This window comes from Kitasatospora sp. NPDC056446 (genome assembly GCF_042796115.1).
GTDB lineage: Bacteria > Actinomycetota > Actinomycetes > Streptomycetales > Streptomycetaceae > Kitasatospora.
In genome coordinates, this window is the sequence record NZ_JBHTRF010000031.1 from 51,035 (window position 1) to 74,177 (window position 23,143).

Below are 23,143 nucleotides of genomic sequence, written 5' to 3' on the forward strand. Positions count from 1 at the left end.
CGTGCTCGTCCGGCGGCCGGGGCCGTGAGGGGCAGGGATGCCACCCATCGATAGATTCCTGCCATGCGAACCGTGGGTTGCCTGATCTTCGACGGTGTCCGGGCCTTCGACTACGCCGTGATCGGCGAGGTGTGGGCCGACCGCGCCGACCGCGCCGACCGCGCCGACCGCGCCGCCCGGCCCGGAGCGCCCGCCTTCGACCTGCGGGTCTGCGGCCCGGAGGGCGCCCGGGTCCGGCTGGGCGGCGGGCTGGAACGCGTCCCCGACCACGGTACGGCGGCCCTGGCCGACTGCGACCTGGTGGTGGTCCCCGGCGTGGAGGACCCGGGCGCGGCCCGCGATCCCGCCGTCTTGGCCGCCCTGCGGGACGTCGCCGCCGCAGGCGTCCCGATCGCCTCGCTGTGCGCGGGCGCCTTCGTGCTCGCCGAAGCCGGCCTGCTCGACGGCCGGGAGGCCACCACCCACTGGGCGCTCGCCCCCGAACTCGCCCGCCGCTACCCGGCGGTGGCGGTACGCCCGGAGGTGCTGTTCACCGGCGGCGACGGCCTGTGGACCTCGGCCGGCGTCGCGGCGGGCATCGACCTCTGCCTGCACCTCGTCCGCACGGCGCACGGCCAGCAGGCCGCCGCCGCGATCGCCCGCGCCATGGTGACCGCGCCCTACCGGGCGGGCGGCCAGGCCCAGTTCATCCCCACCCCGGTCCCGGAGCGCACCGCCGACGACCCCCTCGCCCGGCTCCGCGCCGAAGTCCTCGCCTCCCTCGACGCCCCCTGGACCGTCTCCCGGATGGCCGCCGCCGCCCTGATGTCCGAACGCTCCTTCGCCCGCCACTTCGCCGCCACCACCGGCACCACCCCGACCCGCTGGCTCCTCGACCAGCGCGTCCTCACCGCCCAGCGCCTCCTGGAGGAGACCGACCTGCCCGTCGACACCGTCGCCACCCACTGCGGCTTCACCTCGGCGGTCGCCCTCCGCCCGGTCTTCACCGCGAGGGTCGGCGTCGCCCCGAGGGAGTACCGCCGCACCTTCCGCGGCCGGGAAGAGGGTTAGGAACCGGCCGCCGTCGGCGAGGGCGAGGACGAGGACGAGGACGATTCGGACGGAGGGATCAGGCAGGGCGTCCGGACGGCGAGGGACATCCGGTGGTGTCCCTCCGTGCTGTCGACGTCCATGACGTACCGGCTGTCGGGGTGCCGGGCGGAGAATGCGGCGATGGGCTGGGCGGAGGGGTTGCCGCCGGGGATCTCCCGGTACTCGGTGACCTTGAGTCCTTCGCCGGTGAGCAGGTCACGGACCTTGCGGAGGACGTCGTTCTGCTGGTCGTCCGGAACATCGGCGTGCACGCCGTAGTCGAGCGTGTAGCGGCCGTCGGGCGCGTGCTCGCCGTTTCTGCCGGTGCACGGGGTGAACCCGAAGATCTCCGGTTCCTCGTTGATCCGGGCTCCGGCGGCCTGGGCCACGTGCGCGATGATCTGCCGTGCCCAGTCCAACGATTCCTGCTGGGACTTGACGGGCAGCGGGTCGTCCTTGCCGTCGTACTTTCCGCCGCCGGGGCTGGACATGCAGGCTCCAAGAGTAGTGGTGAGCAGTGCGGTGGCGATGAGGCGGCTCAGCCGCGTCACGGCGGTCCGCGCAGGGTGGGACGAGGTGGTCATCGGTTCCGTTCCGGCGCTTGTCAGTGGGGGATCGAGCCCCAGAGCGGGTCTTCCTTCGGCCCGGTGGTCGGCGGTACTCCGGCGATGATCTTCCCGATGTTCTTCAGGCTTTCGGAGTTGTCGGTCCAATATCCGCCGTGGCCCGAGGTGTCGACCTTGATGTTGTTCCCCCCGAAACCGGCGATGTGGGGTGCGGCACCCAGCACCGTGCCGCCGGCGATACGTATGGGATCGTCGGTTGCCGCTCCGATCCAGACGTGGTCGGGGTCGATGTTCAACTGCTCGGCGGTGAAGACGCCCACGCCCATGCCCGGACTGCCGAGGGCGAGGATGTCGTCGGCGTGCAGACCGCCCCCGCCTTTGGCGGCCTCGCCGACGGCGAAGGTCCCGTAGCTGTGTGCCATCCAGGTGAGGTGGGTCTTCGGTTCACCGTGGGCCACACGGAGTCCGTTCGAGAATCTCCGCATGTCCTCCGCGCCGTCGATGCCGCGCATGGGGTTCGAGGCCTCCGGAATGCTCTCCGGGGTGTCGTACCCGAGGTAGGAGATCACGGAGACGGTCTGGCCGGCACCGGATTGCCTCTCCGCGGTGCGCTGGAATTGCCGGACGCGGTTGATCTGGTCCGGCACGCCGGGGAGTTCGGTGCCGGTGCCCGGGACCCATACGGCGGTGTGGGAGGCCTTGTCGGGGTTGCCCGTGGCGACGATCGCGCGTCCGTCACCTCCGTACGCCTCCGGGTCGATGGCGAGGAGGAACATCTGCTTCGTCTCCCTCCCGTCGTTGGCGCTCTCCTCCAGCTTCGTCCTGATCTCCCGCAGCGTCTTCTTGCGCTTGTCGTACGCCTCCTGGTCGAGACCGAACACGGATGCCGAGCCTGCCTCCAGGGCGTCGATCTTCTGGTCCAGGACGAGCCGGTTGGCCCTGTCACGGGCTTCGGCGGGGATGCCGTCGAGGTTTCCCACCTGGGCCGCGTTGAGCGTGAGGTACGTTTCCTGCTGCTCGGGGGTGAGTCCGTTCCACCACGCGGCGTTCTTGGCAGGGTCCTTGCCGTCGGGGATGTACGGGTCGACCAGGTCGAGCTCCCGCATGATGCCGGCGACGGCGTTCTTCGCGCTGAGCAGGGAGCCCGCCGCCCGGGACGGGTCCAGGGTGTTGGCGCTGAGCGAGACGAGGGCACTGTGGCCCTGGTCGCTCGCCGTCTGGGCGGCCTTCAGGGCGGCGTTGACGCGGTCCTGGAAGCCTTTCATCTCCGAGCCGAGCAGTTGCCGGGCCTTCTGAGCCTCTGGGTCGTTCGCTTCTCCTCTGCCGGGTGGCGGCATGGAGATGACGCCTTCGGCGGACACGGTCAGGCCGGCGTCGACCGCTCGGTTCACGGCGTTGGTCAGGTTGGTCTGTGCCTGGTACATCCGGTCGGCGACGGTGTTGAGCACCAGGGCCGCTGCCTCCGACTCCATCCTGACGATCTCCATCTGGACTTCCGTCGTCACCATGTACGGCTGAGCGGCCTTGGCGTCGGCGCCCTCCCAGCTCGGGCCGTGCGGCCCGTTGGCCTGCAGCGGACCGTTGACCTGGTTGCGGTGGCGCTGCCCGGTGGTGTCCATGGCGTGGCCGAGCGCCTTCCAGGCCTTCGCGGCGTCGCGCAGACCGTGCGGGTCGAACTTCACCAGAAGTTCGTAGACACCGGTCATTTCGCGCCCTGCTGCGGCGCGGCCCACCCGTCGGCGACAGCCTGGTCGTGGCGCTCATGGGCGGATGCGTTGGCGTTGAGGTTGGTCGCGGTGTCCACCAGGCGTTGCCGCAGGTCGCCGAGCAGCTTGGCCCAGCCCGTTCCCAACTGCCCCAGCCCGCCGGAGACGGACCAGCCGGTGAGCTGGGTCGAGACGGTGGTGCTGGTGGTGAGAGCGGCCTGGACGGGCTTGTCCAACTCCTCGCTCAGCGTCTTGGCGATGCCTGCGGAGGCCCGCAAGTCGGCCGGTTGGATCACTATTTTGCCGGACGTGTCTTTGTCGCCCATGTGGATTCCCCTCCCCGGAGGCGGATGCATGCGTTGCCCCTGCCGGCAGAACGCTAGGCGGATACAGGGTGCTCCGCATCCGTAGAAATACTCAGATGATATTTGAGGCGCCGTCAGGTGTTCGTCGGATCGGGGGAGGGCTGTCGTGCGCCCCAGGCGGCGGGTTCGGCGAGGGGGTTTGGGTTGGACGTACGTCTTGGACGTATGTCTTGCACGAGTGTCTAACTCATGGATATGGTCGTCTCATCAACCGCTTCGCGAGGGGGAAACCGAGATGACCGGCGTTGTGCGTGGGGAACTGGCCGTCGACGGCCGGCGGCTGTCCTACCTGGACTTCGGTGGTGACGGGCGGCCGTTGGTGGCGTTGCACGGGCACCTGTCGGAGGGGGCCGTGTGGGGGCGGCTGGCCGAGGAGTTGGCCGGGGAGTGGCGGGTGATCGCGCCGGACCAGCGGGGGCAGGGGGAGTCGGAGCGGGCCGCGGAGTACACGCGGGAGGGCTACCTGGCGGACATCGAGGCGCTGTTGGACCACCTGGGAGTGGAGAAGGCGGTGCTGCTGGGGCACTCGCTCGGGGGGATCAACGCGTACCAGTTCGCGGCCCGGCACCCCGGGCGGGTCGAAGCGGTCGTCGGCATCGAGGCGCCGGTGGTGCTCGGGCTGGAGGGGCCGAACCCGCTGGCCTTCCTGCTCGGGCTGCCGTACCGGGCGCCCACCCGGGACGGGCTGATCGCCGGACTCGGGCCCGCCGCGCCCTACTTCGCGGACCGGCTGCGGCAGGACGCGGACGGCGGCTGGCGGCTGCCGTTCCACCCGAAGGACATGTACGACTCGGAGGAGCTGGTCCACGGCGACCACTGGGCCGACTGGACGGCGACCCGCTGCCCCGCCCTGCTGGTGCGCGGCACCGAGGGCGTGATCCCGGCCGGGCAGGCGGCGGAGATCGTCGCCCGACGGCCCGGGACGGCCGCGGTGGAGCTGGCCGGAGACCACCTGCTGCCGGTCACGGCAGCCGATGAACTGGCGGCTGTGGTACGGGAGTTCCTGGCGACGCTGTAGCCCGGGGGAGTGGTGCCTGCCGCAGGCCGTGCCGTTGGTCCGCGTACGCCTGGAGGGAGCGCACGCCCGTGGCGCCGCGCCGTTCGGCCTCGATGCCCTGGACGGCGGCGGCCAGGGACCGGACCGTGCTGAGGCAGGGGACGCCCCGGGCCGTCGCGGCGGCGCGCAGGTCCCGGCCGTCGTCCGGGCCGCCCTCCGGATCCCCGTGCGGGGTGGCGACGACGAGGTCGAACTCGCCCGCCAGGATCCGGTCGGCCGCGCCTAGCCTGCGGACGGTGCCGACCGGGACCCCGTGGCGCCGCAGGACGTCCGCCGTTCCGGCGATGGCCAGGATCTCGAAGCCGGTGTCGGCGAGCACCTTCAGCGGGAACACCATCGCCCGCTTGTCCCGGTCGGCGACCGACACCAAGGCCCGCCCCTTGGCCGGGAGCCGGGGGCGGACGGCGGCCTGCGCCTTCGCGTAGGCCGCGCCGAACCCGGCGTCGATGCCCATCGCCCCGCCGGTGGTGGGTGCCTCCGGGGAGGGCGGGGCCGTCGCCCTGACCGCGATGGGCGTGTCCGGCGGCAGGGCGCCGCCGTCGCCGGTGGCGGGCAGTGTCCCATCGGCGCGGAGCTCGGCGATGGTGGCCCCCAGTATGGTCCGGGCGGCGGCCCGGGCCAGCGGCACGCCGGTGGCCTTCGACACGAAGGGCACGGTGCGGCCCGCCCCCGGGCGCACCTCCCGTACGTGCAGCTGACCGGCGGCCAGGGCGAACCGGACGCCGACCAGCCCGCGGACCCCGATCCGGGCGGCCGCCGCCTCGGTGGCCTCGCGGATCCGGGTCAGGTCGGCGCGGCCGAGGGTGACGGGCGGCAGTGTGCACGCGGAGTCGCCGGAGCGGGTGCGCGCGTCCTCCACGTGTTCCATGACGCCGCCGAGGTAGACCTCGGTGCCGTCGTAGAGGGCGTCGACGTCGACCACCGTCGCATCGTCAGGGATGTCAGGGATATTGGGAATGTCGGGGAGGAGAGGGGTGCCCAGGACCGGCACCCCGGCTTCGGCGAGCCGGTCGGCCAGGCCCGGCGGGGTCCCGTCACCCGGGTGCACCAGCACTCCGGCGAGCTCTCCGGCCGCCTGTTCGGCCGCCGCCACTTCGAGCAGGTCCTCGATGGTGAGCGGCTCGCAGTACACACGGTGGCCGCCGTGGATGTCGCTGGACGCGGTCGCCGGGCCGCAGTCGACGAGGACCGGGTCGTAGCCGGCGGCGGCGAGCGCGGACACCGTGTGGGCGCGGACGTCGTCGGACTCGCCGCCGAGGACGATGACCTTCGGGCCGGCGCCTCCGACGGGCGCGGCTGCGGGTGCGGGTGCCTCGCCGAAGCTGGAGTAGCTGGAGTAGCGGCAGCGGGTGCGGGCGGTGAACCCGGCGGCGGAGGCGGCGGCGCCGGGGTGCGCGGGGCGGATGCCCAGGGCCCGGCGCAGCTCCCGTACGGCCTCCTCCGACAGCCCGCGCAGTCGGCCGATCTGGGCGTCCGACAGGCCGTGCCGCTTGGCCAGCCGCAGGGTCTGCGGGAGGACGGCGCCGCGCTCCCCGGCGACCAGCCGGGCGACCTGTTCGATGCGTGCGATCCGGTGCAGGAACCAGGGGTCGATGCCGGTGGCGGCGGCCAGTTCGTCGACGGTGGCGCCGGCCCGGACGGCCTGGTGCACCCGGGTGATCCGGCCGGCGGCGGGTCCGGCCCCGGCGGCGACGAGCGCGTCCTTGTCGCCGACGGGCCCGGTCCAGTCGAAGGGGCCGTCCCCGCTGCCGGGCGAGCGCAGTGCCTTGTTGAGGGCTTCGGTGAAGGACCGGCCGATCGCCACCGCCCCTCCCGGCGCGGGGCCCCTGACGACCACGTGGTCCGGGTGCGGTGCGTGGTCGTCCGAGGGTTGCGAGCCGGTCCGCTCGCGGAGTTCGCGCAGGCTGTATCCGAGGGCGAGCCCGGTCGCGATCCGGGCGAGCGGGAGGCCGGTGGCCCGGGCGGCGAGTGCGGCGGACGGGGTCGCGCCGGGCGTCAGCGCGACCGTGGCCGTCCGGCCGGTGCGCGGGTCGAGTGCGAAGCGGACGGTGCAGCCGCCGGCGATGCCGAGTCCGGCGGTCAGCGCCGTGGCGGTGTCGCGCAGGTGCCGGTGCTGCGCTGCGGTGAGCGTCATGGCCGGGGCGACCGCGATGGAGTCGCCCGGGTGGGCGCCGGTCGGATGGGTACCGTCCGGGTGGGTGATCGGGTCCAGGTGTTCGGTCGTGCAGACGACGGCCGCCTCGTCGTGGCGGTCGCGCAGCAGCTCCAGTTCGATCGACTTCCAGCCGAGGAGGGCTTCCTCCAGCAGCACTTCGTCGGCGGTGCCCGGGCTCAGTGCGGCGGCGGCCAGGGCGGACAGCTCCTGCCGGTCGCGCGCGAGGCGCGGGCCGGGGCCCGCCGTGGGGTGGCCGGGCCACACGAGGACCGGGTAGCCCAGGTCCTGCGCCGCCGTCAGGCACTGCTGCGGGGAGCGGCAGGTCAGGCCGCGGGCCGGTGCGGCGCCGCCGCGCCGGGCGAGCCGCCGGAAGCGGCGCCGGTCGCGGCCGGCCCGGACGGTGTCGAGGCCGGTGCCGAGCAGTTCGACGCCGTAGCGGGTGAGCACCCCGGACTCGTGCAGGGCGAGGGCGATGTCCAGGGCGGTCCGGCCGCCGGTCGTGGGCAGCAGGGCGTCCGGGCGCTCCTTGGCGATGACCTTCTCGACGGTCTCGGCGGTCACCGGTTCCAGGTAGGTGGCGTCGGCCAGGTCGGGGTCGGTGATGACGGTCGCCGGGTCGCTCTCGACGACCGTGACCCGGAGTCCCTCCTCCTTGAGCACCCGGCATGCCTGGGTTCCGGCGGAGTCCGGTCCGGCGGCGCGGTCGGGGGCGGCCGGACCGGAACCGATCACCAGGACCGACTCCGGTCGACTGTGCCGAGGCATCACGGGTCACACCTCCCTCTCTCGTTCCGGGCGGACGACTTCCGGGCGGGCGGGTTCAGGTACGGACGGGTTCAGGCACGGACGGCCTCAGCCGCAGACCGCGTCGGGCGGGGCCGCGTCAGGTGCGGACCGGCGCGTCCCCGGTGACCGGCTGCCCGTCGGGGGCCGTCCAGCGCCTGCCGTTCTCCCAGTAGGCCTGGACCTCGTCCAGCGAGCGGCCCTTGGTCTCCGGTGCCAGCGCGTACACGAAGAGCCAGGACAGGACGGTGATGCCGAGCAGGATGACGAAGGTCAGCATCCCGCCGGCGGCGTCGAGCAGGCCGAGGAAGAACTGGGCGACGAACAGGTTCGTGGTGAGGTTCGTCAGCAGCATCGCCGTCGCTCCGGCGCCGCGCAGGTGGTCCGGGAAGCCTTCGGCGGCGAAGATCCACACCACCGCCCCGAAGCCGATGTTGAAGCCGACGATGAAGACGACGAGGCCGAGGAAGCCGATGGCCGCCGGTGTGTCGGCGGCGAACATGAGCACCATCAGTGCCTGTCCCAGGGCCATCAGGGCGGTGCCGGTGAGCAGGGCGGGCCGTCGGCCGAAGCGGCCGGCCCCGTCGATGGTGAGGGCGCAGAGCAGCGCGGCTGCCGCGCCGGCGAGTTGGACCAGGCCGGGCAGGACGAGCAGGCCGAAGTCGTCGGCGTAGCCCATGTGCTGGAAGATCCGGGGGCTGAAGAACACCACCGCGTTGATGCCGGTGGCCTGGACGAAGAAGCCCAGGACGACGACGAAGACCGTCAGCGTCCGGTACCGGGGGCCGAGCATGGTGCGCAGGGTGCCCGGTCGGCGCGGGGCCCCGGTGTCCGGGCGGGCGAGCCGTTCCCGCCGGAGCTGGTGCCACTGCTCGGTTTCCGGGAGCCGGGTGAGCTGGACGGTGCTGGCGAGGGCGAGGACGCCGGGGATGGCGAGCATCAGCCGCCACTGCCCGCTGTCCGTCAGGAGGTAGCCGCAGAGGTAGCCGAGCGCGCACCCGAGGGACGTCGCCACCTGGTAGAGGACGGCGATGCGGCCGCGTGTGCCGGTGGAGGCGGATTCGGCGATGAAGACGGGCATCGCCACGATCGCGACGCCCATCATGGTGCCCTGGACGAGCCGGCTGGCGTCCAGCCACACCACGTTCTGCGCCGTGACGGCGAGCGCGGTGGCGGCCACGTACAGCAGGGCCAGCCAGATCAGGGTGGCGCGGCGGCCGAGCGTGCCGACGAGCCGGCTGCCGAGCATGACGCCGGCGATCCAGCCGGCGGAGGTGGCGGCGTACAGCGAGCCCTGCTGGGCGGTGCTGAGCTTGAAGTGGTCGGTGACCAGCAGCAGCGCGCCGGCCATGGCGCTGGCGTCGTACCCGCCGGTCACTCCTTTGAGGACGGCCAGGAGGCCGACCTTGGCGTCCTGGCCCGGCCGGGTGTCGTGGCCCGGCCGGGTGTCCTGTCCGGTGGCGGCGGCTGGGGTGGCGTTCACGAGGGGTCGGTCCCTTTCGTGGGCGGGGCCGCGGGCCACTGCCCGCCGCCGTCCCCGTCGGTCGCCGCTCGCGCCGCGTCCAGCAGGAGGGGGTGCATGTCGGCGGTGGCGAGGCAGACCTCGAAGACCCGGTCCGCCTGGTCGAGGGGGCGGGTGAGGTCGAGGGGCCGCCCCTGGAGGTCGGTGCAGACGGCGCCGCGCTCCTGGAGGACGCAGACGGCGGCGGCCACGTCCCAGATCCGGCAGCCGCGGTGGACGAACGCGGCGTACGCGCCGTCGGCCACCATGCAGATGTCGAAGACGCTGTTGCTCATCCGGATGCCGAGGCAGGCGGACCCGAGGGCGGCGACGAACCGGCCTTCGGCGGCCATCTGTTCGGCCGGGCCCTTGTCCATCCCGTAGGCCACCAGGGAGCGGTCGGGGTCGCCGGCGGGGAGCGGTCCGAGCGGCTGCCCGTTCCGGGTGGCGCCCCGGCCGGTCTGGGCGACGTAGACGCTGCCGAACGCGGGCAGTGCCAGTCCGCCCGCGATCGCCCCGCGGGGGCCGACCAGCGCCACCATCACCCCGAACAGGGGGCTGCCGGCGGCGTAGTTGCTGGTGCCGTCGAGCGGGTCGACGACCCAGGTGAGGTCCTGGCCGTCCGGGCCGCCAGGGGTCGCGCCGCTCTCCTCCTCCAGGATGGCGTGCCCGGGGTACCGGTCCGCGATCCGCTCGGTGAGGAGGGCGCTGAGGGCGAGGTCGGCCTCGGTGACGATCTGGTTCAGGTCGGCGGGCTTGACCGTGCCCCGGTCGGTGCCGCGCATCCGGACGGCGAGGTCGGACGCCTCGCGCAGGGCGGAGCCGATGAACGGGGTGTAGTCGGTGGACGGGCTGTGGTCGGTGGACGGGGTGTGGTCGGCGGGCCGGGTGCGGCCGCCGGTCCGGGCCGGCGGGTTCATCGCGGGCCCTCCAGGTACCGGGCGAGGATGGGCCGTTCGGGGGCGATCACGGTGTCCGGGATCTCGTCGGGGGCGAAGAGGCGCCAGGCGCTGTTCTCCGTGGTGTCCAGGTCGACCACGGCGCCCGGGGGCAGTTCGGCGGTGTAGGCGGCGGTGACGTTGTGGATCTCGTCGCCGTGCGGGTAGCGGTAGTAGTACTCCGGTCCGGAGAAGACCCCGAGCAGGTGCAGTTCGCCGACCTCCAGGCCGGTCTCCTCCTTGAGTTCGCGCCGCCCGGTGTCCTCGAAGGACTCGCCGGGCTCCATGATGCCGCCGGGCAGTCCCCAGCCGCCGGTGTCGACCCGTTCGAGGAGCAGGATCCGGCCGGCCGGGTCGGTCACCACGACCGAGGTCCCGGGGAGGATGAGAGGCCGGGTGCCCACCAGCTTGCGCAGCTCTGCCACGTAGTCGTTCATGATGCGGTACCACCACTTCTGTGCCGGGCCGGATCGTCGGCCGGTCGTTGCCCGTTCGGTCTGCCGGGGATCGGTGCGCCGGGAGTCGGTCTGCCGACCGTCGGTGTGCCGGGGATCGGTCTGTCGGCCGGCGGTCGGCCGGCGGTCGGGGTGCCGGCTGGACGGCATGACGACCGCTCAGCCGGACGCGTGGAGCTCGGTGACAAGATCGCAGATCCCGTCGACGAGTTCCGCGGGCATGTGGGAGTAGAGCGGCAGCGTGATCATGCTCGACGCCAGTTCCTCGGTGACGGTGAGGTCCGGTCCGGCCGGGACGTCCAGGTAGGCGGTCTGCTGGTGCAGCGCGGGGCTGAAGTACTTGCGGGAGCTGACGTTCTCCCGGTGCAGGCGTTCGGCCAGCGTGTCGCGGTCCATGCCGAACCGTTCGGCGTCGACCCGGATCCCGAGGTCCTTGTAGGAGCTGACCGCGCCCGCGGGCAGCTGCTGGAACTCCAGGCCGGGCAGGGCGCCCAGGCGGGAGCGGTAGCGCTCCACCAGGGACCTGCGGACGTCCAGCCAGCGCGGCAGGGTCCTGAGCCCGTGGGTGCCCATGAGCCCGGCGATCTCGGTCATCCGGCCGCTGAGCCCGACGAGGCGGCTGTCGTAGTCGCCGGGGTTCCCGTACTCCCGGGCGGTCCGCAGCTTCGCGGCCAGCGCGGTGTCGTTGGTGGCGATCAGGCCGCCCTCGCCGGTGCTGAGGGTCTTCGTCGGGCTGAGGCTGAAGACCTCGGCCACGCCCTTGCCGCCGACCATGGTCCCGTCGGGGTAGCGGCTGCCGAAGCCGTGCGCGGCGTCGAAGACGAGCGGGACGCCCCGGGTGTCGCACAGTTCCTGGAGCCGGTCGGCGTCGCAGGGGGCTCCGAAGGTGTGCATGCCCATCACCCCGGCCACGTCCGGGAGTTGCGGGGCCAAGGCCTCCGGGTCGACGGTCCAGGTCCGGGGGTCGGACTCGGCGAACCGTACGCCGTGGCCGGCCCAGCGGGCGGCGTGGCCGGACGCCATGAACGTGAAGCTCGGGACGGCGATGTCGCCGGTCAGGTCCAGGCAGCGCAGTACGAGCATCAGGCCGGTGGTGCAGTTGCTCACGGCGACGGTCCGGGCGACGCCGAGGTAGTCGGCGGCGGCCTCCTCGAAGGCGCGGACGTGCCGGCCGTTGGTGAGCATGCCGGACCGGAGGACCTCCCGGAAGGCGAGCTCCAGTTCGGCGTCGACCTCGACGGTGGGGCGCACCAGGGGGACGAGTTCGGGGAAGCGTGGTGGGCGGACGGTGCTCAGCGGGATCTGTGTCATGGGAGGGCTCCTCAGGGCCTGGTCGTCGACGGCGTCCGGTCGGCGCGTCCGGTCGGCGCGCCTCGGCAGCGCACTTCAGCGGCGCGCCCGGGTAGCGCGTCCGGTCGGCGCGCCTCGGCAGCGCGTCCGGTCAGAGCGCCCGCGTCGGGATGTGCTTCGCGCGCTGGGCGAGCGCGATCTGGTGGTTGCTGTACCGGGCGGCGCCGAAGTCGGTGAACTCGCCCCGGCCCATGGCGTCGCGGATGTGCCGCACCGTGTCGACCACCCGCAGGCTCGGGCGGAAGCCCAGTTCCCGGGCGATGGGGTCGAAGTTCACCCGGTAGTTGCGCGGGTCGGTCTGCTCCTTGCGGACCTCCACGCTGGTGCCGGGGACCTCCTCGGCGATCAGGGCGCCGACCGCGTCCATGCGGTGGTTCTCCTCGCGGGAGCCGCAGTTGTGGACGCTGGACCCGGTCCGCCGGTCGTCGCCGAGGACGAGCTGCACGGCCGCCGCCGCGTCCTCGACGTGCAGGAACGGCCGCCACTGGGTGCCGCCGTACACGGTGACGGCCCCGCCCGACACGGCGTGCGCCGTCATGACGTTGACGGCGAGGTCGAACCGCATGCGGGGCGAGAGGCCGTGGACGGTGGCGAAGCGCAGCAGCCGGGAGGAGAGCCGGTCGTGCGGCAGCGAGAACAGGTAGTGCTCGGCCATCACCTTGGACTCGGCGTAGACGGACTGGGGTGCCAGCGGCGACCAGGCGTCGACCTCGGTGTCGCCGGTGACCCCGTAGTTGCTGCAGGTCGACGCGAAGACCAGGGACCGTACGTCCGCCCGCCGGCAGGCCTCGGCGACCTGGATGGTGCCCCGGTAGTTGACCTCCCAGGCGGTGTCGGTGTCGACGCCGCAGGCGGGGTCGCCGACGATGGCGGCCAGGTGGACGACCGCGTCCACGCCGTCGAGGGCCTTCTCCCAGGAGCCGGTGTCGCGGACGTCCCCGTCGACGTGGGTGATGCCGGGCAGGTCCGGTTCCGGGCCGCCGACCAGGCCGTTGTCGACCACGACCACGTCCGCTCCGGACCGGGCGAGTCTGCGGGCCAGCACCGAGCCGATGTACCCGCGCCCCCCTGTGATCAGGTACTTCTTCATCGCTCGTTCTCTCCTCGCTCTGCCCGTCCGCGCTCCCGGGGGGAGGCCGCGGCCGCCGGGCGCGCACGGTCGAAGGTGGTTGTCGGGGGCCGGTCCGCCGGGGTCGGGCTGCCGGGCGGGGTCGGGCGGAGGGGCGCGCTCACGGCCCCGCCAGCCTGGCGTCGGCCACCACGATCTGGCCCAGCGAGATGCCGCCGTCGTTGGTCGGCACCTGCTGCTGGCAGTACGTGTCGAATCCGGCCTCGCGCAGTTCCACCAGGCAGTTGACCAGCAGGAACTCGTTGAGGAAGACGCCGCCGGACAGGACGAGCTGCCGGGTGCCGACGTCGCCGAGCGCCAGACAGCGCTCGACCACCATGTCGACCACGGCCGAGTGGAAGCGGCGGCTGACGGTGGCGGTGTCCAGGCCGGCGGCCAGGTCGGCGGCGATCGCCCGGACCATCGGCCGGGGGTCGATCTCGGTCACGCCGTCCCGCTGCGCCGCGCCGAAGCGGTAGCGCTGCCCGGGCGCGGCCATGGTGAAGTCCCGCCCGAGCAGGCCCTCCAGCTCGATCGGGCCCTGCGCCTCGTACTCGGCGTGGGTGGTGATGGCGAGCAGGGCGGCCACGGCGTCGAACAGCCGGCCCATGCTGGAGGCGGGCGGCGCGTTGACGCCGCGCCTGGCCATGGTGGCGAAGACGTGGCGCTGCCGGTCGTCGAGGGTCTCCAGGACGGGGAACGCCGCGACCGCCGCGGCCGGGTCGTCGAACGCGTCGAACGCGTCCAGGGCGAGGGCGAAGCCGGTCCTGATCGGTTCGGTGACGGCCCGGTCGCCGCCGAGCAGCGGCAGGGTCCGCAGGTGGGCGACCCGGTCGACCTCGCGCAGGTCGCCGACCAGGATCTCGCCGCCCCAGATGGTGCCGTCGAGGCCGTAGCCGGTGCCGTCGAAGACGACGCCGATGGTCCGGCCGGTGAGCCGGTTCTCCGCCATGCAGGAGGCCATGTGCGCGTGGTGGTGCTGCACCGGGACGACCTGGTCGAAGGCGTCGCCCTGCTTGTCGGAGGCGTAGCGGGTGGCGCGGAACTGCGGGTGCAGGTCGACGGCGGCGTGCCGGGGGTGCAGGTCGTGCAGGTCGGCGAGGTGCCGGACGGCCGCCTGGTGCGCCCCGAAGGTCTCGTCGTTCTTGATGTCGCCGATGTGCTGGCTGACGTAGACCCGGGAGCCGCTGCTCAGCGCCACCGTGGTCTTCAGTTCGGCCCCGTAGGCCACCAGCGGGGCCAGCTCGGTGCCCACCTCGACGGGGTACGGCGCGTAGCCGCGGGCCCGGCGGACGAAGCTGACCAGCGGCTCGGCGAGCCGGGTGTGCTCGGAGTAGCGCACGATCGAGTCGTCGACCCGGACCTCGATGCCGCGGTCGTTGTAGAGGATCAGGTCGGCGACGTCGAGGAGTTGGTCCAGCGCGTCCTCGTTGCGGTACACGATGGGGTAGCCGGAGATGTTCCCGCTGGTCATGACGAGGGCGTCCAGGCCGGGCCGGTCGACCAGCAGGTGGTGCAGCGGCGCGGAGGGGAGCATCACCCCGAGGTTGGGGTTGCGGGGGGCGACCTGTTCGGGCAGGCCCCGGCCGCGCTTGCGGAGCAGCACGATCGGGCGGGCCGGTGACAGCAGCAGGTCGGCCTCGGGCGGGCGGATCCCGGCGAATGACGCGGCGGTGTCCAGGTCGCGGGCCATCACCGCGAACGGCTTGGAGTCGCGCCGTTTGCGGGTCCGCAGCCGGGCGACGGCCTCGGCGTTGCGGGCGTCCACGGCGAGGTGGAACCCGCCGATGCTCTTGACCGCGACGATCAGGCCCTCGGCGAGCGCGTCCACCGCGCCGGTGAGCGCGGCCTCGCCTTCGGCGGCGGCCGTTCCGCCCCCGGCGGCCGTTCCGCTCCCGGCCGCCGTCCCGCCCGGCCCGGCCAGCAGCAGCCGGGGGCCGCAGTCGGGGCAGGCGTTGGGCTGGGCGTGGTAGCGCCGGTCCAGCGGGTCCCGGTACTCGGCGGCGCAGGGCGGGCACATGGTGAAGACGGCCATGGTGGTCGCCGCCCGGTCGTAGGGCAGGTCCCGGATGATGGAGTAGCGCGGGCCGCAGTTGGTGCAGTTGATGAACGGGTAGCCGTGGCGCCGGTCGGCGGGGTCGCGCAGTTCGGCGAGGCAGTCGGCGCAGACGTAGGAGTCGGCGGGGACGATGGTGCTGCGGACGCCGCCGTGCAGGCTCTCCCGGATGGTGAAGCCCTCCTGCGGCGCCGTGTCCCCGGGCAGCCGCTCGACCCGGACGTCCGTCACCCGGGCCTGCGGCGGCGCCTCGGCGCTGAGGCCCTCGGTGAACCGGCGCATCGGGCCGGCGCGGCCGGCGACCTCGATCAGCACGCCCTCCGGGTCGTTGAGGACCCAGCCCGTCAGGTCGTGCCTCAGGGCGAGCTTGTAGACGAAGGGCCGGTAGCCCACGCCCTGGACCACGCCGCGGACGCGGATGCGCCGCCGCTCGGTCGCTTCGCTGTTCGTCGTCATCTCCGCGTGCCCCCGTTCAGCACAGCCGCGGCAGTTCGGAGCCTTCGAGCTCCTCGACCACGGAGTCCCGGCCGTCGGGGCCGCGCATCAGGACGACGGGCTCGGGGTCCTGGGTGACCTCGCCGATGGTGACGGCCTCCGCGCCGTACTTGTGCGAGCGCAGCGCCGCCAGCACCTCCTCCTCGGCGGAGGGGTCGACGAACAGGCAGAGGCACCCCTCGTTGGCGGAGTGGATCGCGTTGATGCCCAGCATGTCGGTGGCCATCACGGTCTCGAACTGGATGGGGAGGCGGTCCTGTTCGACCCGGATGGTGAGCCCGGACGAGCCGGCGTACTCGTGCAGGACGGCGGCCAGGCCGCCCCGGGTGACGTCGCGGACGGAGTGCACCGAGCCCTCGGCGACGGTGGACAGCAGCCCGTCCAGCAGCCCGTTCAGCGGCGCGCAGTCGCTGAGCACGCGCTGTTCGAAGCCCAGCCCCTCGCGGATCGACAGCAGGTGGACGGTGTGGTTGCCGATCGGCCCGCTGAGGATGACCCGGTCGCCGGCCCGCACGTCGCGCATGCGCAGCGGCTCGCGTTCGAAGACGCCGACGCCCGCGGTGTTGATGTAGATCTGGTCGGCCTCGCCCTTGCGGACGACCTTGGTGTCGCCGCAGACGATCTGGACCCCGGCCTCGCGGGCCACGTCCCGGATCGAGGTGAGCACCTGGACCAGGCGGGGGATCGGCAGGCCGGTCTCCAGGATGATCCCGAGGGTGAGGTAGAGCGGGCGCGAGCCGACCACGGCGAGGTCGTTGACGGTGCCGCAGACCGAGATCTTGCCGATGTCGCCGTTGCCGAAGAACGGCGGGTCCACCACGAACGAGTCCGTGGTCATGGCGATGCGCCCGGTGGGGACGGACAGCATCGCGCTGTCCTCCATCTCGCCGATGTACACGTCGCCGAGGGTGTCGACGATCAGGGAGATCAGCTCGTGACTGAGCTTGGCGCCGCTGCCGTGGTCGAGAAGGACCTCGTCGGGGCCGCCTGCCGCGCTTGCCATCTGCACGTCCTGCCTTTCCGGTACGGGGGTGGGAGGTCGCGGAACCCGGCGCCGTGGGGCCTTGGGCCGTGGCCGGGTGCGGCGCGCCGGGCGCCGGGTTCCGTCGGCGGTGCGAAGGGGCCTGCTACGGAAGGGTCTTGGGGATCCGGCGCGGCAGCTCGCCCTTGGCGTCGAGGGTGTCCAGGATCTCCGTCGAGTCCGCGACGGTGGCGCAGTAGCCGCTGAGCCAGGTGAGCGAGCGGTCGCGGTCGGCGGCGTTGTCGGAGACCACGCAGTCGGAGGCCACCCAGACGTTGTAGCCGCGGAAGAAGGCGTCGGCGGCGGTGGTCTGCACGCAGATCTGCGTCTGGAGCCCGGTGACCAGGACGGTGTCGACGCCGGCCGCCTGGAGCAGGTCGTGCATCTCGGTCTCGTAGAAGCCGCTGTCCTTGGTCTTCTCGACGACCACGTCGCCCTCGGCGAGGAACGCGGGGAGGATCGCCGCGCCCTCGGTGCCGCGCTGGAGCGGCAGGGTGCCGTCGGCCCGGCGGTTGGCGTTGGGGTCGTCGGGCAGGTTGATCAGCTGCAGGTGGTAGACGACGTGGCCGCGCTTGCGCATCTCGTCCAGGAACCCGGTGAAGGCGGGCTGCGCGTCGGCGATGACCGCCGAGCGTTCGGCGGTCAGGCTGGTGACGTCGCTCTGCAGGTCGTTGGTGAGCACGGCGATCTTGCCCATGGGAACTCCTTGTCCGGATGAGCGGCGGGTGGGGCGGGAGACAGGGGCGGCAGCGGACTCGTGGGTCCCTACGAGCGGATCGCTCGGTGCCGACATCCATGAGAATGAAGGGAACGTCCCATTCCCGGCTACCGATCGGGACAGGCCTGGACGGCCCTGGACACGCCCGGGGGAGCGGCCTTCCGCGGCGGTCCCGAACGGGTCATCGCGTCCCGGCCGGGCGGGCGGCGATCTCCAGCAGGACGTGGCGGGTACCGGGTCGGTGGCGGAGCACCGCGTGTGACCCGGGCGGGAGGTAGAGCACCTCGCCCCGGAGCAGCCGCAGCGCGAGCGGCTCGGTGTCCCGGTCCGGGGGGTCCGGCGCCACCTCGATGCCGCTGGCCCCGGACTCCTGCACCACGACCAACTCGCGCCGCCCCGACCGGAGTCGGGTGACGGTGGCGGCGGGCGGACCGGCCGGCAGCCGGAGGACGGCGCGGCCGAGGCGCCCGGCGAGCGCGTCGGCCAGGGCCGGGCCCAGGTCCCGTTCCGGTCCGCCGTCCCCGGCCGTCGGGTCGCACTCCGGCCACAGGAGCGCAGGTCCGCTGCCGTCGCGGGCCGAGACGAAGGCCGCGAGCTCCGCCAGGAAGCCGCCCCGGTGTGACTCCTCAGGTCCCCAGTGCATGGTCAGCCCCTTTCGAGCCAGAGGACCGGTTCCTCTGAACCCTTCATGGTGGGCTTCCGTCACGCGCCAGGGCAGTCAAGGGGTTTGGGTCCCCGAGCGGCCCCTCGCGGACCCTCGCCGGGGCCTTGGGCGGCCCCTCGCCCGGTCCCCGGGCGGCCCGTCGCCGGGGCCCCGCGCTCACTCGGGCAGCAGGCCCGCCCGCACCGCGGCCACCCCCGCCTGGAACCGGCTCTCCGCGTCCAACTGCTGCATGATGTCGGCGATGTGGCGGCGCGCCGTGCGCAGCGACATGCCGAGGCGGCGGGCGATGGCCTCGTCCTTGAGGCCGGCCGCGAGCAGTTCGACGATGGTGCGGTCGATGTCCTGGGCGACCTTCTCCAGGCCTTCGGCGGCGGCGACCGCGAACGGCCGGGCGCGGTCCCAGGTCTGCTCGAAGATCTCGCAGAGGTAGGCGACCAGCCACGGCTGCCGGACGGCCACCGAGCCCCAGGAGCCGTCGGAGGCCGGGACGAAGGCGAGGTGCCGGTCGAAGACGATCAGCCGCCCGAACAGTTCGTGGCTGGTCCGGTACTGGCCGCCCAGCCGGGAGGCGGCCTCGACGTAGGCCTGGCTGGGGCCGTTGAAGCGGGCCGTGTGGTGGTAGAGCGTGCGCATCCTGATGCCGCGGCCGAGCAGGGCCCGGTCGCGGACGAGTGCCTCCTGCATGGCCTCGGGGGCCCGGCTCCCCCCGCCGGGCTGGCTGGCCAGGACCTCCGTCCGGCACTGTTCGGCGGCCTGGTTCAGGGCGGACCGTACGTCGGAGAGGCTGGAGAGGACCTCGACGCCGGTGTCGCGGTGCCGGTCGACGCCGTAGTAGTACGGCATGAAGCCGGACAGCAGGGCGCGGCGGTCGGCTATCCACTCCTCCTCCCGGCGGATCCGGTCCTCGCCCGGCGCGGCCAGTTGCGCCATCGCGACGTCCGGGGGGACGGCGTAGCCGGCGCCCTCGCCGCCGGGGAGGGGGGCGATCAGGCGCAGTTCGGCGAGCCGCCGCAGTGTGGCGGTGGCGTTTCCCACCGGAATGCCCAGGGCTGCGGCGACGGATTCGGGGTCCATCCGGCGGTGCACCAGGACCCACTGGTACACCCGTGCTTCCAGCGGATCCGATGCAAAGTCGGTTTCGGTCCGTTTGTCCACGGTCGTCCCCCGCTCCCATTGATGCCATGCAGTTAGATGAGGCATCGCCATCATGGTCTAGACAAGAACCCGGTGAAAAGCTGTCCGCCAAGCGCCCGCAAGCCACTTGACGCACTTGAGGGGTCACCGTGAAACGCATCTCCATCGCCGCCAAACTGATCGGCGTCACCGTTCTCGCCTCCGCGGCCGCCCTGCTCGGCGGCGCGCACGCCGGGGGGGCGTTCGCACCCCACCCGTCCACGGTCCTCGCCGACACCTCGTGGGGCGGTTTCGCCCCCTGTGGACCGCCCTGCGGCAAGTGACCGGGCTCGCGGACCGACCGTGCCCGGTATCCGACCGACCAGCCGCCTCCACCGCGGCTCGACCGAACCGGAAGGCCCGATGACCCCGCCACCGCAGGCCGCCGCACTCTCCGCCCGTGAAGTCGAAGTACTGGAGCACCTCGTCCAGGGGCTCACCTACGGCGCGATCGCCCGGCGCCTGCGGATCAGCCCCCACACCGTGGAGACCCATCTGCGCCGGATCCGGGCCAAGACCGGCTCGGCCAACCGCACCCAGCTCGCCCTGCTCGCCCTCGCGCCCGATCGGTCCCGGCCGGCCGGCCAGGGGCCCGACCCGCACCCCGCCTGCCCGGGTGGCTCCGGCGGACCCGGCGGCCCCGGTGGCCTCGGCAGTCTCAGTGGCACTGGTGGCCCCACCGTCCCCGACCCGGCGACGGCCACCACGCCCGCCGAGTTCGTCACCCAGCTGCGCCTGCTGAAGGCATGGGCGGGGGAGCCCTCGCTGCGCCGGCTGGAACGGCGGACCGGGCTCCCGCGCAGCACCCTCGCCCGCTCCCTGGACGTCCGCCACAACCGCCTGCCGCCGTTGGAGCGGGTCGTCACCATCGTGCGGGCCTGCGGTGTCCCGGCCGTGGTCGCCGACCACTGGGCGGACCACTGGCGGCGGATCCAGATGCTGGCCTGCCTCCCGAAGGACGCCCGCCTGCCGGACGGCGCCTGCCGCCCGCAGGACACCGCCGGTGTTCCGGCCGGGGCCCCGGCGCCCGGGTAAGCGATCCCGCCGCTTCCCGCCGTCTCCGGCCGCTTCCCGCCGCTTCCCGCCGTCTCCGGTCGCTTCCCGCCGCTTCCCGGTGGGCGAGGTGTACGGCGGAGCCGTACGGGAGAGGGTGCAGACGATCCCACCGGACGACACGTGCCATCAGGAGGCCCGGATGCCCGAGTTCGAGACCGCCGACCTGTCCGACGACGAGCGGGCGGCCCGTGCCCGGCTGGACCCGGGCGCCTACGACTTCTACGCGACCGGTTCCGTCGGGGAGGTGACCCTGCGGGAGGCCGAGCAGTCCTGGCGGGCGCACCGCTTCCTGCCCCGGATCCTGCGGGACGTCTCCGCCGTCGACACCGGCCTGGACCTGCTCGGCAACCGGCTCGCGCTCCCGGTGCTGGTCGCCCCGACGGCGTTCCACTCGATGGCCCACCCGGCCGGCGAGGCCGCCACCGCCGCCGGGACCGCCGCCGCCGGCTCGCTGTTCGTGCTCTCCTCGCGGGCGACCCGCCCGATCGAGGAGGTCGCCTCGGCCGCCGGCCCCTGGTGGTACCAGGTGTACGTGCTGCGCGACCGCGAGCTGACCCGCAAGCAGGTGGAGCGTGCCGCCGCCAACGGGGCGGGCGCCCTGGTGCTGACCGTCGACGCCCCCGTCGTCGCGCGCAAGGCCCGGCGGGGCGCCGCGCTGCCGCTGGCCGACGAGGACCGGCAGACCGGCGCGATGGCGCCGGAGACCCGCACGCCGGACCAGGAGCAGGACCCGTCCATCGGCTTCGACACCATCGCCGAGCTGACCCGGGTCTCCGGTCTGCCCGTCCTGGTCAAGGGCGTGCTGCGCCCGGATGACGCCCGGGCGTGCGTCGAGGCGGGCGCGGCCGGGGTGATCGTCTCCAACCACGGCGGCCGGCAGCTGGACCGGGCGGTGTCGGCGGCCGCCGCGCTGCCGCTGGTCGCGGCCGAGGTCGGCGGCGAGGTGCCGGTCCTGGTCGACGGCGGCATCCGTTCGGGGATCGACGTGCTGACGGCGCTCGCCCTGGGCGCCAGGGCCGTCCTGCTCGGCCGGCCGGTCCTGTGGGCGCTCGCCGCCGGGGGAGCCGACTCCGTCCGGGACCTGCTGGTCGAGCGCCGGGCGGAACTGGCCGAGGCGATGACGCTGGCGGGCGCGCGCGACCTGGGCGAGGTCACGGCGGACCTGCTGGCCCCCCGCCCCCGGCCGGAGGCCTGAAGCGGGGACCTGAAGCGGGGGAACAGGGAGTCAGCTCGCGTGGGACTCGCGGAGCAGCTTCTTGTCGGGCTTGCCGACGGCCGTCAGCGGGATCTCGGCCAGCAGGTGCAGGGCCTCCGGCGCGTAGATCCGGCCCTTGCGGGCGGTGACGAACGCGCGCAGGTCCTCCAGGTCCGGCCGCTGCCCCGGCGCGGGGACGACGGCGACGTGGACGTGTTCGGCTTCCTGGGCGTCGCACACCCCGTAGACGGCGCACTGGGCGACGGCCGGGTGGGTGAGGAGCAGTTCCTCCACCTCGCTGGGGTAGACGTGCCCGCCGACCACGATGATCTTGTCCTTGAGCCGGTCGGCCAGGTAGAGGTAGCCGTCCTCGTCGAAGTAGCCGATGTCCCCGGTGTCGAGCCAGCCGTCGTGCAGCACCTCGGCGGTGAGGTCCGGCCGCTTCCAGTACCCGGCCATGACGGTGGCCGAGCGGACGTGGATCCCGCCCTGCTCCCCGGTGGGCAGGTCGGTGCCGTCCTCGGAGCGGATCACCACCTCGATGCCCGGGAGCGGCCGGCCGACGGAGAGCTGGCCGCCGGGCCCGATCCGGTCGTGCTCGTGCGGGGCGAGCATGGCGATGTTCTGCGCCTCCGACTGCCCGTAGCCGCTCACCAGGATCGGCCCGAACACCTCGATCGCCTCGCGGACCCGGGCGGGGGAGGCGGCGCAGCCCCCGTAGGAGATCCGGCGCAGGCTGGACAGGTCGGTGCGGCCGACCGCCGGGTGGTCGAGCAGCTGGTAGAGCAGCGGCGGCAGCAGCCACAGGTCGGTGATCCGCTCGCGTTCGACGGCGGCCAGCACCTCGCCCGGGTCGAAGGAGCGCTGGATGACCACCGAGCCGCCGCTGTGGAAGGTCAGGTCGGAGAACAGCCCGGCCAGGTGGGCGAGCGAGGTGACGGCGAGGTAGCGCGGCGGTACGGCGTCCGGGTTGCCGCCGTACGGGATGTCGAAGATGCGCCGGGCCGGGCCGTGCAGGGTGCGGATGCCCTTCGGGATGCCGGTGGTGCCGCCGGTGTGGCGGATGGTCACGTCGTCGTCCGGGCCGACCCGGACGGCGGGCGGTTCGGCGGGGCGGTGGGTGGAGGCGGCGACGGCGTCCTCGCCGATCACCACCGCGCCGCCCGCTGCGGGGCTGCCCGCTTCGGGGCCGGGGCCCAGGGTGAGGACTGTCGGGATGTCGACGAGGGGGAGCAGTTCGGCGGCCGTCGCGTACCGTTCGGCGTCCACCAGCAGGATCCCGGTGTCCACGCTGGTGGCGATCTCGGCCAGGACCGGGGCGCTCATGCCGTCGTAGAGGTTGACCACCCGGGCGCCCGCGAGCCCGGCGGCGTACCGGGCGCTCAGTGCCTCGGCGGTGTTGCCGGTGAGCAGGGTGACGGTGGTGCCGACGGTCGCGCCCCGGGCGATGAGTTCATGGGCGAGGCGGTAGGTGGCGGCGGCGAAGTCGCCCGCGGTGATCACCGTGCCGTCGGCGGTGGTGATGGCCCGCCGGTCGGGATCGGCGGCGAGGGACCGGACGACCAGGGCCGGACCGCTGACGAACTCCGGTGCGGACATGGCTACTTCTTCGCATTTGTAGTTTGCAACCATGTGTACAGACTAACCCCGGCCTCCGGCCTTCCGCGGTGATCTTCCGGAGCGGCATCCAAACGGGTGAACGGCCGGGAG

Annotated in this window: 20 protein-coding genes; 5 read left to right on the top strand and 15 right to left on the bottom strand. The window is 73.4% G+C overall.

The features are described from left to right. The first annotated feature begins 63 nt into the window (after positions 1 to 63). Positions 64 to 1,050: a GlxA family transcriptional regulator gene (locus ACFQ6N_RS20695; protein WP_380650788.1), complete on the top strand. Its 987-nt coding sequence runs from the start codon at positions 64 to 66 to the stop codon at positions 1,048 to 1,050. Here the strand turns inward: ACFQ6N_RS20695 and ACFQ6N_RS20700 are convergent. The 3 genes from ACFQ6N_RS20700 to ACFQ6N_RS20710 are packed head-to-tail and all read right to left on the bottom strand — an operon-like array spanning position 1,047 to position 3,669. Beyond that, complete coding sequence (locus ACFQ6N_RS20700) at positions 1,047 to 1,655, bottom strand: hypothetical protein (protein WP_380650790.1); 609 nt, start codon at positions 1,653 to 1,655, stop codon at positions 1,047 to 1,049. The genes ACFQ6N_RS20695 and ACFQ6N_RS20700 overlap by 4 nt on opposite strands. Before the next feature lie 20 nt (positions 1,656 to 1,675). Beyond that, on the bottom strand, positions 1,676 to 3,343 hold the full coding sequence (locus tag ACFQ6N_RS20705; RefSeq protein WP_380650792.1) for an alpha/beta hydrolase: 1,668 nt from the start codon (positions 3,341 to 3,343) through the stop codon (positions 1,676 to 1,678). Further along, positions 3,340 to 3,669 carry a hypothetical protein gene (locus ACFQ6N_RS20710; protein WP_380650794.1) on the bottom strand — a complete coding sequence of 110 codons (330 nt, stop codon included), beginning with the start codon at positions 3,667 to 3,669 and terminating at the stop codon, positions 3,340 to 3,342. The genes ACFQ6N_RS20705 and ACFQ6N_RS20710 overlap by 4 nt, the downstream gene beginning before the upstream one ends. A 274-nt stretch (positions 3,670 to 3,943) precedes the next feature. Between ACFQ6N_RS20710 and ACFQ6N_RS20715 the strand changes: the two genes are divergently transcribed. Continuing rightward, positions 3,944 to 4,726: an alpha/beta fold hydrolase gene (locus tag ACFQ6N_RS20715; protein ID WP_380650796.1), complete on the top strand. Its 783-nt coding sequence runs from the start codon at positions 3,944 to 3,946 to the stop codon at positions 4,724 to 4,726. Here ACFQ6N_RS20715 and carB read toward each other — a convergent pair. From carB to ACFQ6N_RS20770, 11 genes are all read right to left on the bottom strand, one after another. Then, the gene (gene carB / locus ACFQ6N_RS20720) at positions 4,671 to 7,685 is read right to left on the bottom strand and encodes a carbamoyl phosphate synthase large subunit (RefSeq protein WP_380650798.1); all 3,015 of its coding nucleotides are present in this window, start codon (positions 7,683 to 7,685) and stop codon (positions 4,671 to 4,673) included. The two genes, ACFQ6N_RS20715 and carB, sit on opposite strands and share 56 nt — an antisense overlap. A gap of 118 nt (positions 7,686 to 7,803) precedes the next feature. Next, positions 7,804 to 9,186, bottom strand: coding sequence for an MFS transporter (locus ACFQ6N_RS20725; RefSeq protein ID WP_380650800.1), 1,383 nt, complete (start codon positions 9,184 to 9,186; stop codon positions 7,804 to 7,806). Next, on the bottom strand, positions 9,183 to 10,124 hold the full coding sequence (locus ACFQ6N_RS20730) for an inositol monophosphatase family protein (protein WP_380650802.1): 942 nt from the start codon (positions 10,122 to 10,124) through the stop codon (positions 9,183 to 9,185). Before ACFQ6N_RS20730 ends, ACFQ6N_RS20725 begins: the two co-directional genes overlap by 4 nt. Next, positions 10,121 to 10,579, bottom strand: coding sequence for an NUDIX hydrolase (locus ACFQ6N_RS20735; protein WP_380650804.1), 459 nt, complete (start codon positions 10,577 to 10,579; stop codon positions 10,121 to 10,123). The genes ACFQ6N_RS20730 and ACFQ6N_RS20735 overlap by 4 nt, the downstream gene beginning before the upstream one ends. A gap of 177 nt (positions 10,580 to 10,756) precedes the next feature. Beyond that, entirely contained in the window at positions 10,757 to 11,908 is a 1,152-nt protein-coding gene (locus tag ACFQ6N_RS20740; protein WP_380650806.1) for a DegT/DnrJ/EryC1/StrS family aminotransferase, read from the bottom strand. A gap of 130 nt (positions 11,909 to 12,038) precedes the next feature. Then, positions 12,039 to 13,037, bottom strand: a complete 999-nt coding sequence (locus ACFQ6N_RS20745; protein WP_380650808.1) for an NAD-dependent epimerase/dehydratase family protein — start codon at positions 13,035 to 13,037, stop codon at positions 12,039 to 12,041. Between the two features lie 139 nt (positions 13,038 to 13,176). Then, positions 13,177 to 15,567, bottom strand: a complete 2,391-nt coding sequence (gene hypF, locus ACFQ6N_RS20750; protein WP_380650810.1) for a carbamoyltransferase HypF — start codon at positions 15,565 to 15,567, stop codon at positions 13,177 to 13,179. Positions 15,568 to 15,583: 16 nt separating this feature from the next. Further along, positions 15,584 to 16,609 carry a hydrogenase expression/formation protein HypE gene (hypE, locus tag ACFQ6N_RS20755; RefSeq protein WP_380650812.1) on the bottom strand — a complete coding sequence of 342 codons (1,026 nt, stop codon included), beginning with the start codon at positions 16,607 to 16,609 and terminating at the stop codon, positions 15,584 to 15,586. Between the two features lie 124 nt (positions 16,610 to 16,733). After that, positions 16,734 to 17,324 (bottom strand): cysteine hydrolase, encoded by a 591-nt coding sequence (locus ACFQ6N_RS20760; protein ID WP_380650814.1) that lies wholly within the window; start codon positions 17,322 to 17,324, stop codon positions 16,734 to 16,736. Between the two features lie 202 nt (positions 17,325 to 17,526). Continuing rightward, on the bottom strand, positions 17,527 to 17,988 hold the full coding sequence (locus ACFQ6N_RS20765) for a hypothetical protein (RefSeq protein WP_380650816.1): 462 nt from the start codon (positions 17,986 to 17,988) through the stop codon (positions 17,527 to 17,529). Positions 17,989 to 18,165: 177 nt separating this feature from the next. After that, positions 18,166 to 19,113: a LuxR C-terminal-related transcriptional regulator gene (locus ACFQ6N_RS20770; protein WP_380650818.1), complete on the bottom strand. Its 948-nt coding sequence runs from the start codon at positions 19,111 to 19,113 to the stop codon at positions 18,166 to 18,168. Between the two features lie 179 nt (positions 19,114 to 19,292). Between ACFQ6N_RS20770 and ACFQ6N_RS20775 the strand changes: the two genes are divergently transcribed. The 3 genes from ACFQ6N_RS20775 to ACFQ6N_RS20785 all read left to right on the top strand — a co-directional run bounded on the left by ACFQ6N_RS20775 (position 19,293) and on the right by ACFQ6N_RS20785 (position 21,433). Beyond that, positions 19,293 to 19,466: a hypothetical protein gene (locus ACFQ6N_RS20775; protein WP_380650820.1), complete on the top strand. Its 174-nt coding sequence runs from the start codon at positions 19,293 to 19,295 to the stop codon at positions 19,464 to 19,466. A 79-nt stretch (positions 19,467 to 19,545) separates the two neighbouring features. Next, a complete protein-coding gene (locus ACFQ6N_RS20780; protein ID WP_380650822.1) occupies positions 19,546 to 20,217 on the top strand; it encodes a response regulator transcription factor in 672 nt (223 codons plus the stop codon). 160 nt (positions 20,218 to 20,377) lie between these two features. Continuing rightward, positions 20,378 to 21,433 carry an alpha-hydroxy acid oxidase gene (locus tag ACFQ6N_RS20785; protein ID WP_380650824.1) on the top strand — a complete coding sequence of 352 codons (1,056 nt, stop codon included), beginning with the start codon at positions 20,378 to 20,380 and terminating at the stop codon, positions 21,431 to 21,433. A 30-nt stretch (positions 21,434 to 21,463) separates the two neighbouring features. Here the strand turns inward: ACFQ6N_RS20785 and ACFQ6N_RS20790 are convergent, their stop codons facing one another. Then, positions 21,464 to 23,032: an AMP-binding protein gene (locus ACFQ6N_RS20790; RefSeq protein ID WP_380650826.1), complete on the bottom strand. Its 1,569-nt coding sequence runs from the start codon at positions 23,030 to 23,032 to the stop codon at positions 21,464 to 21,466. Between the last annotated feature and the right edge of the window lie 111 nt (positions 23,033 to 23,143).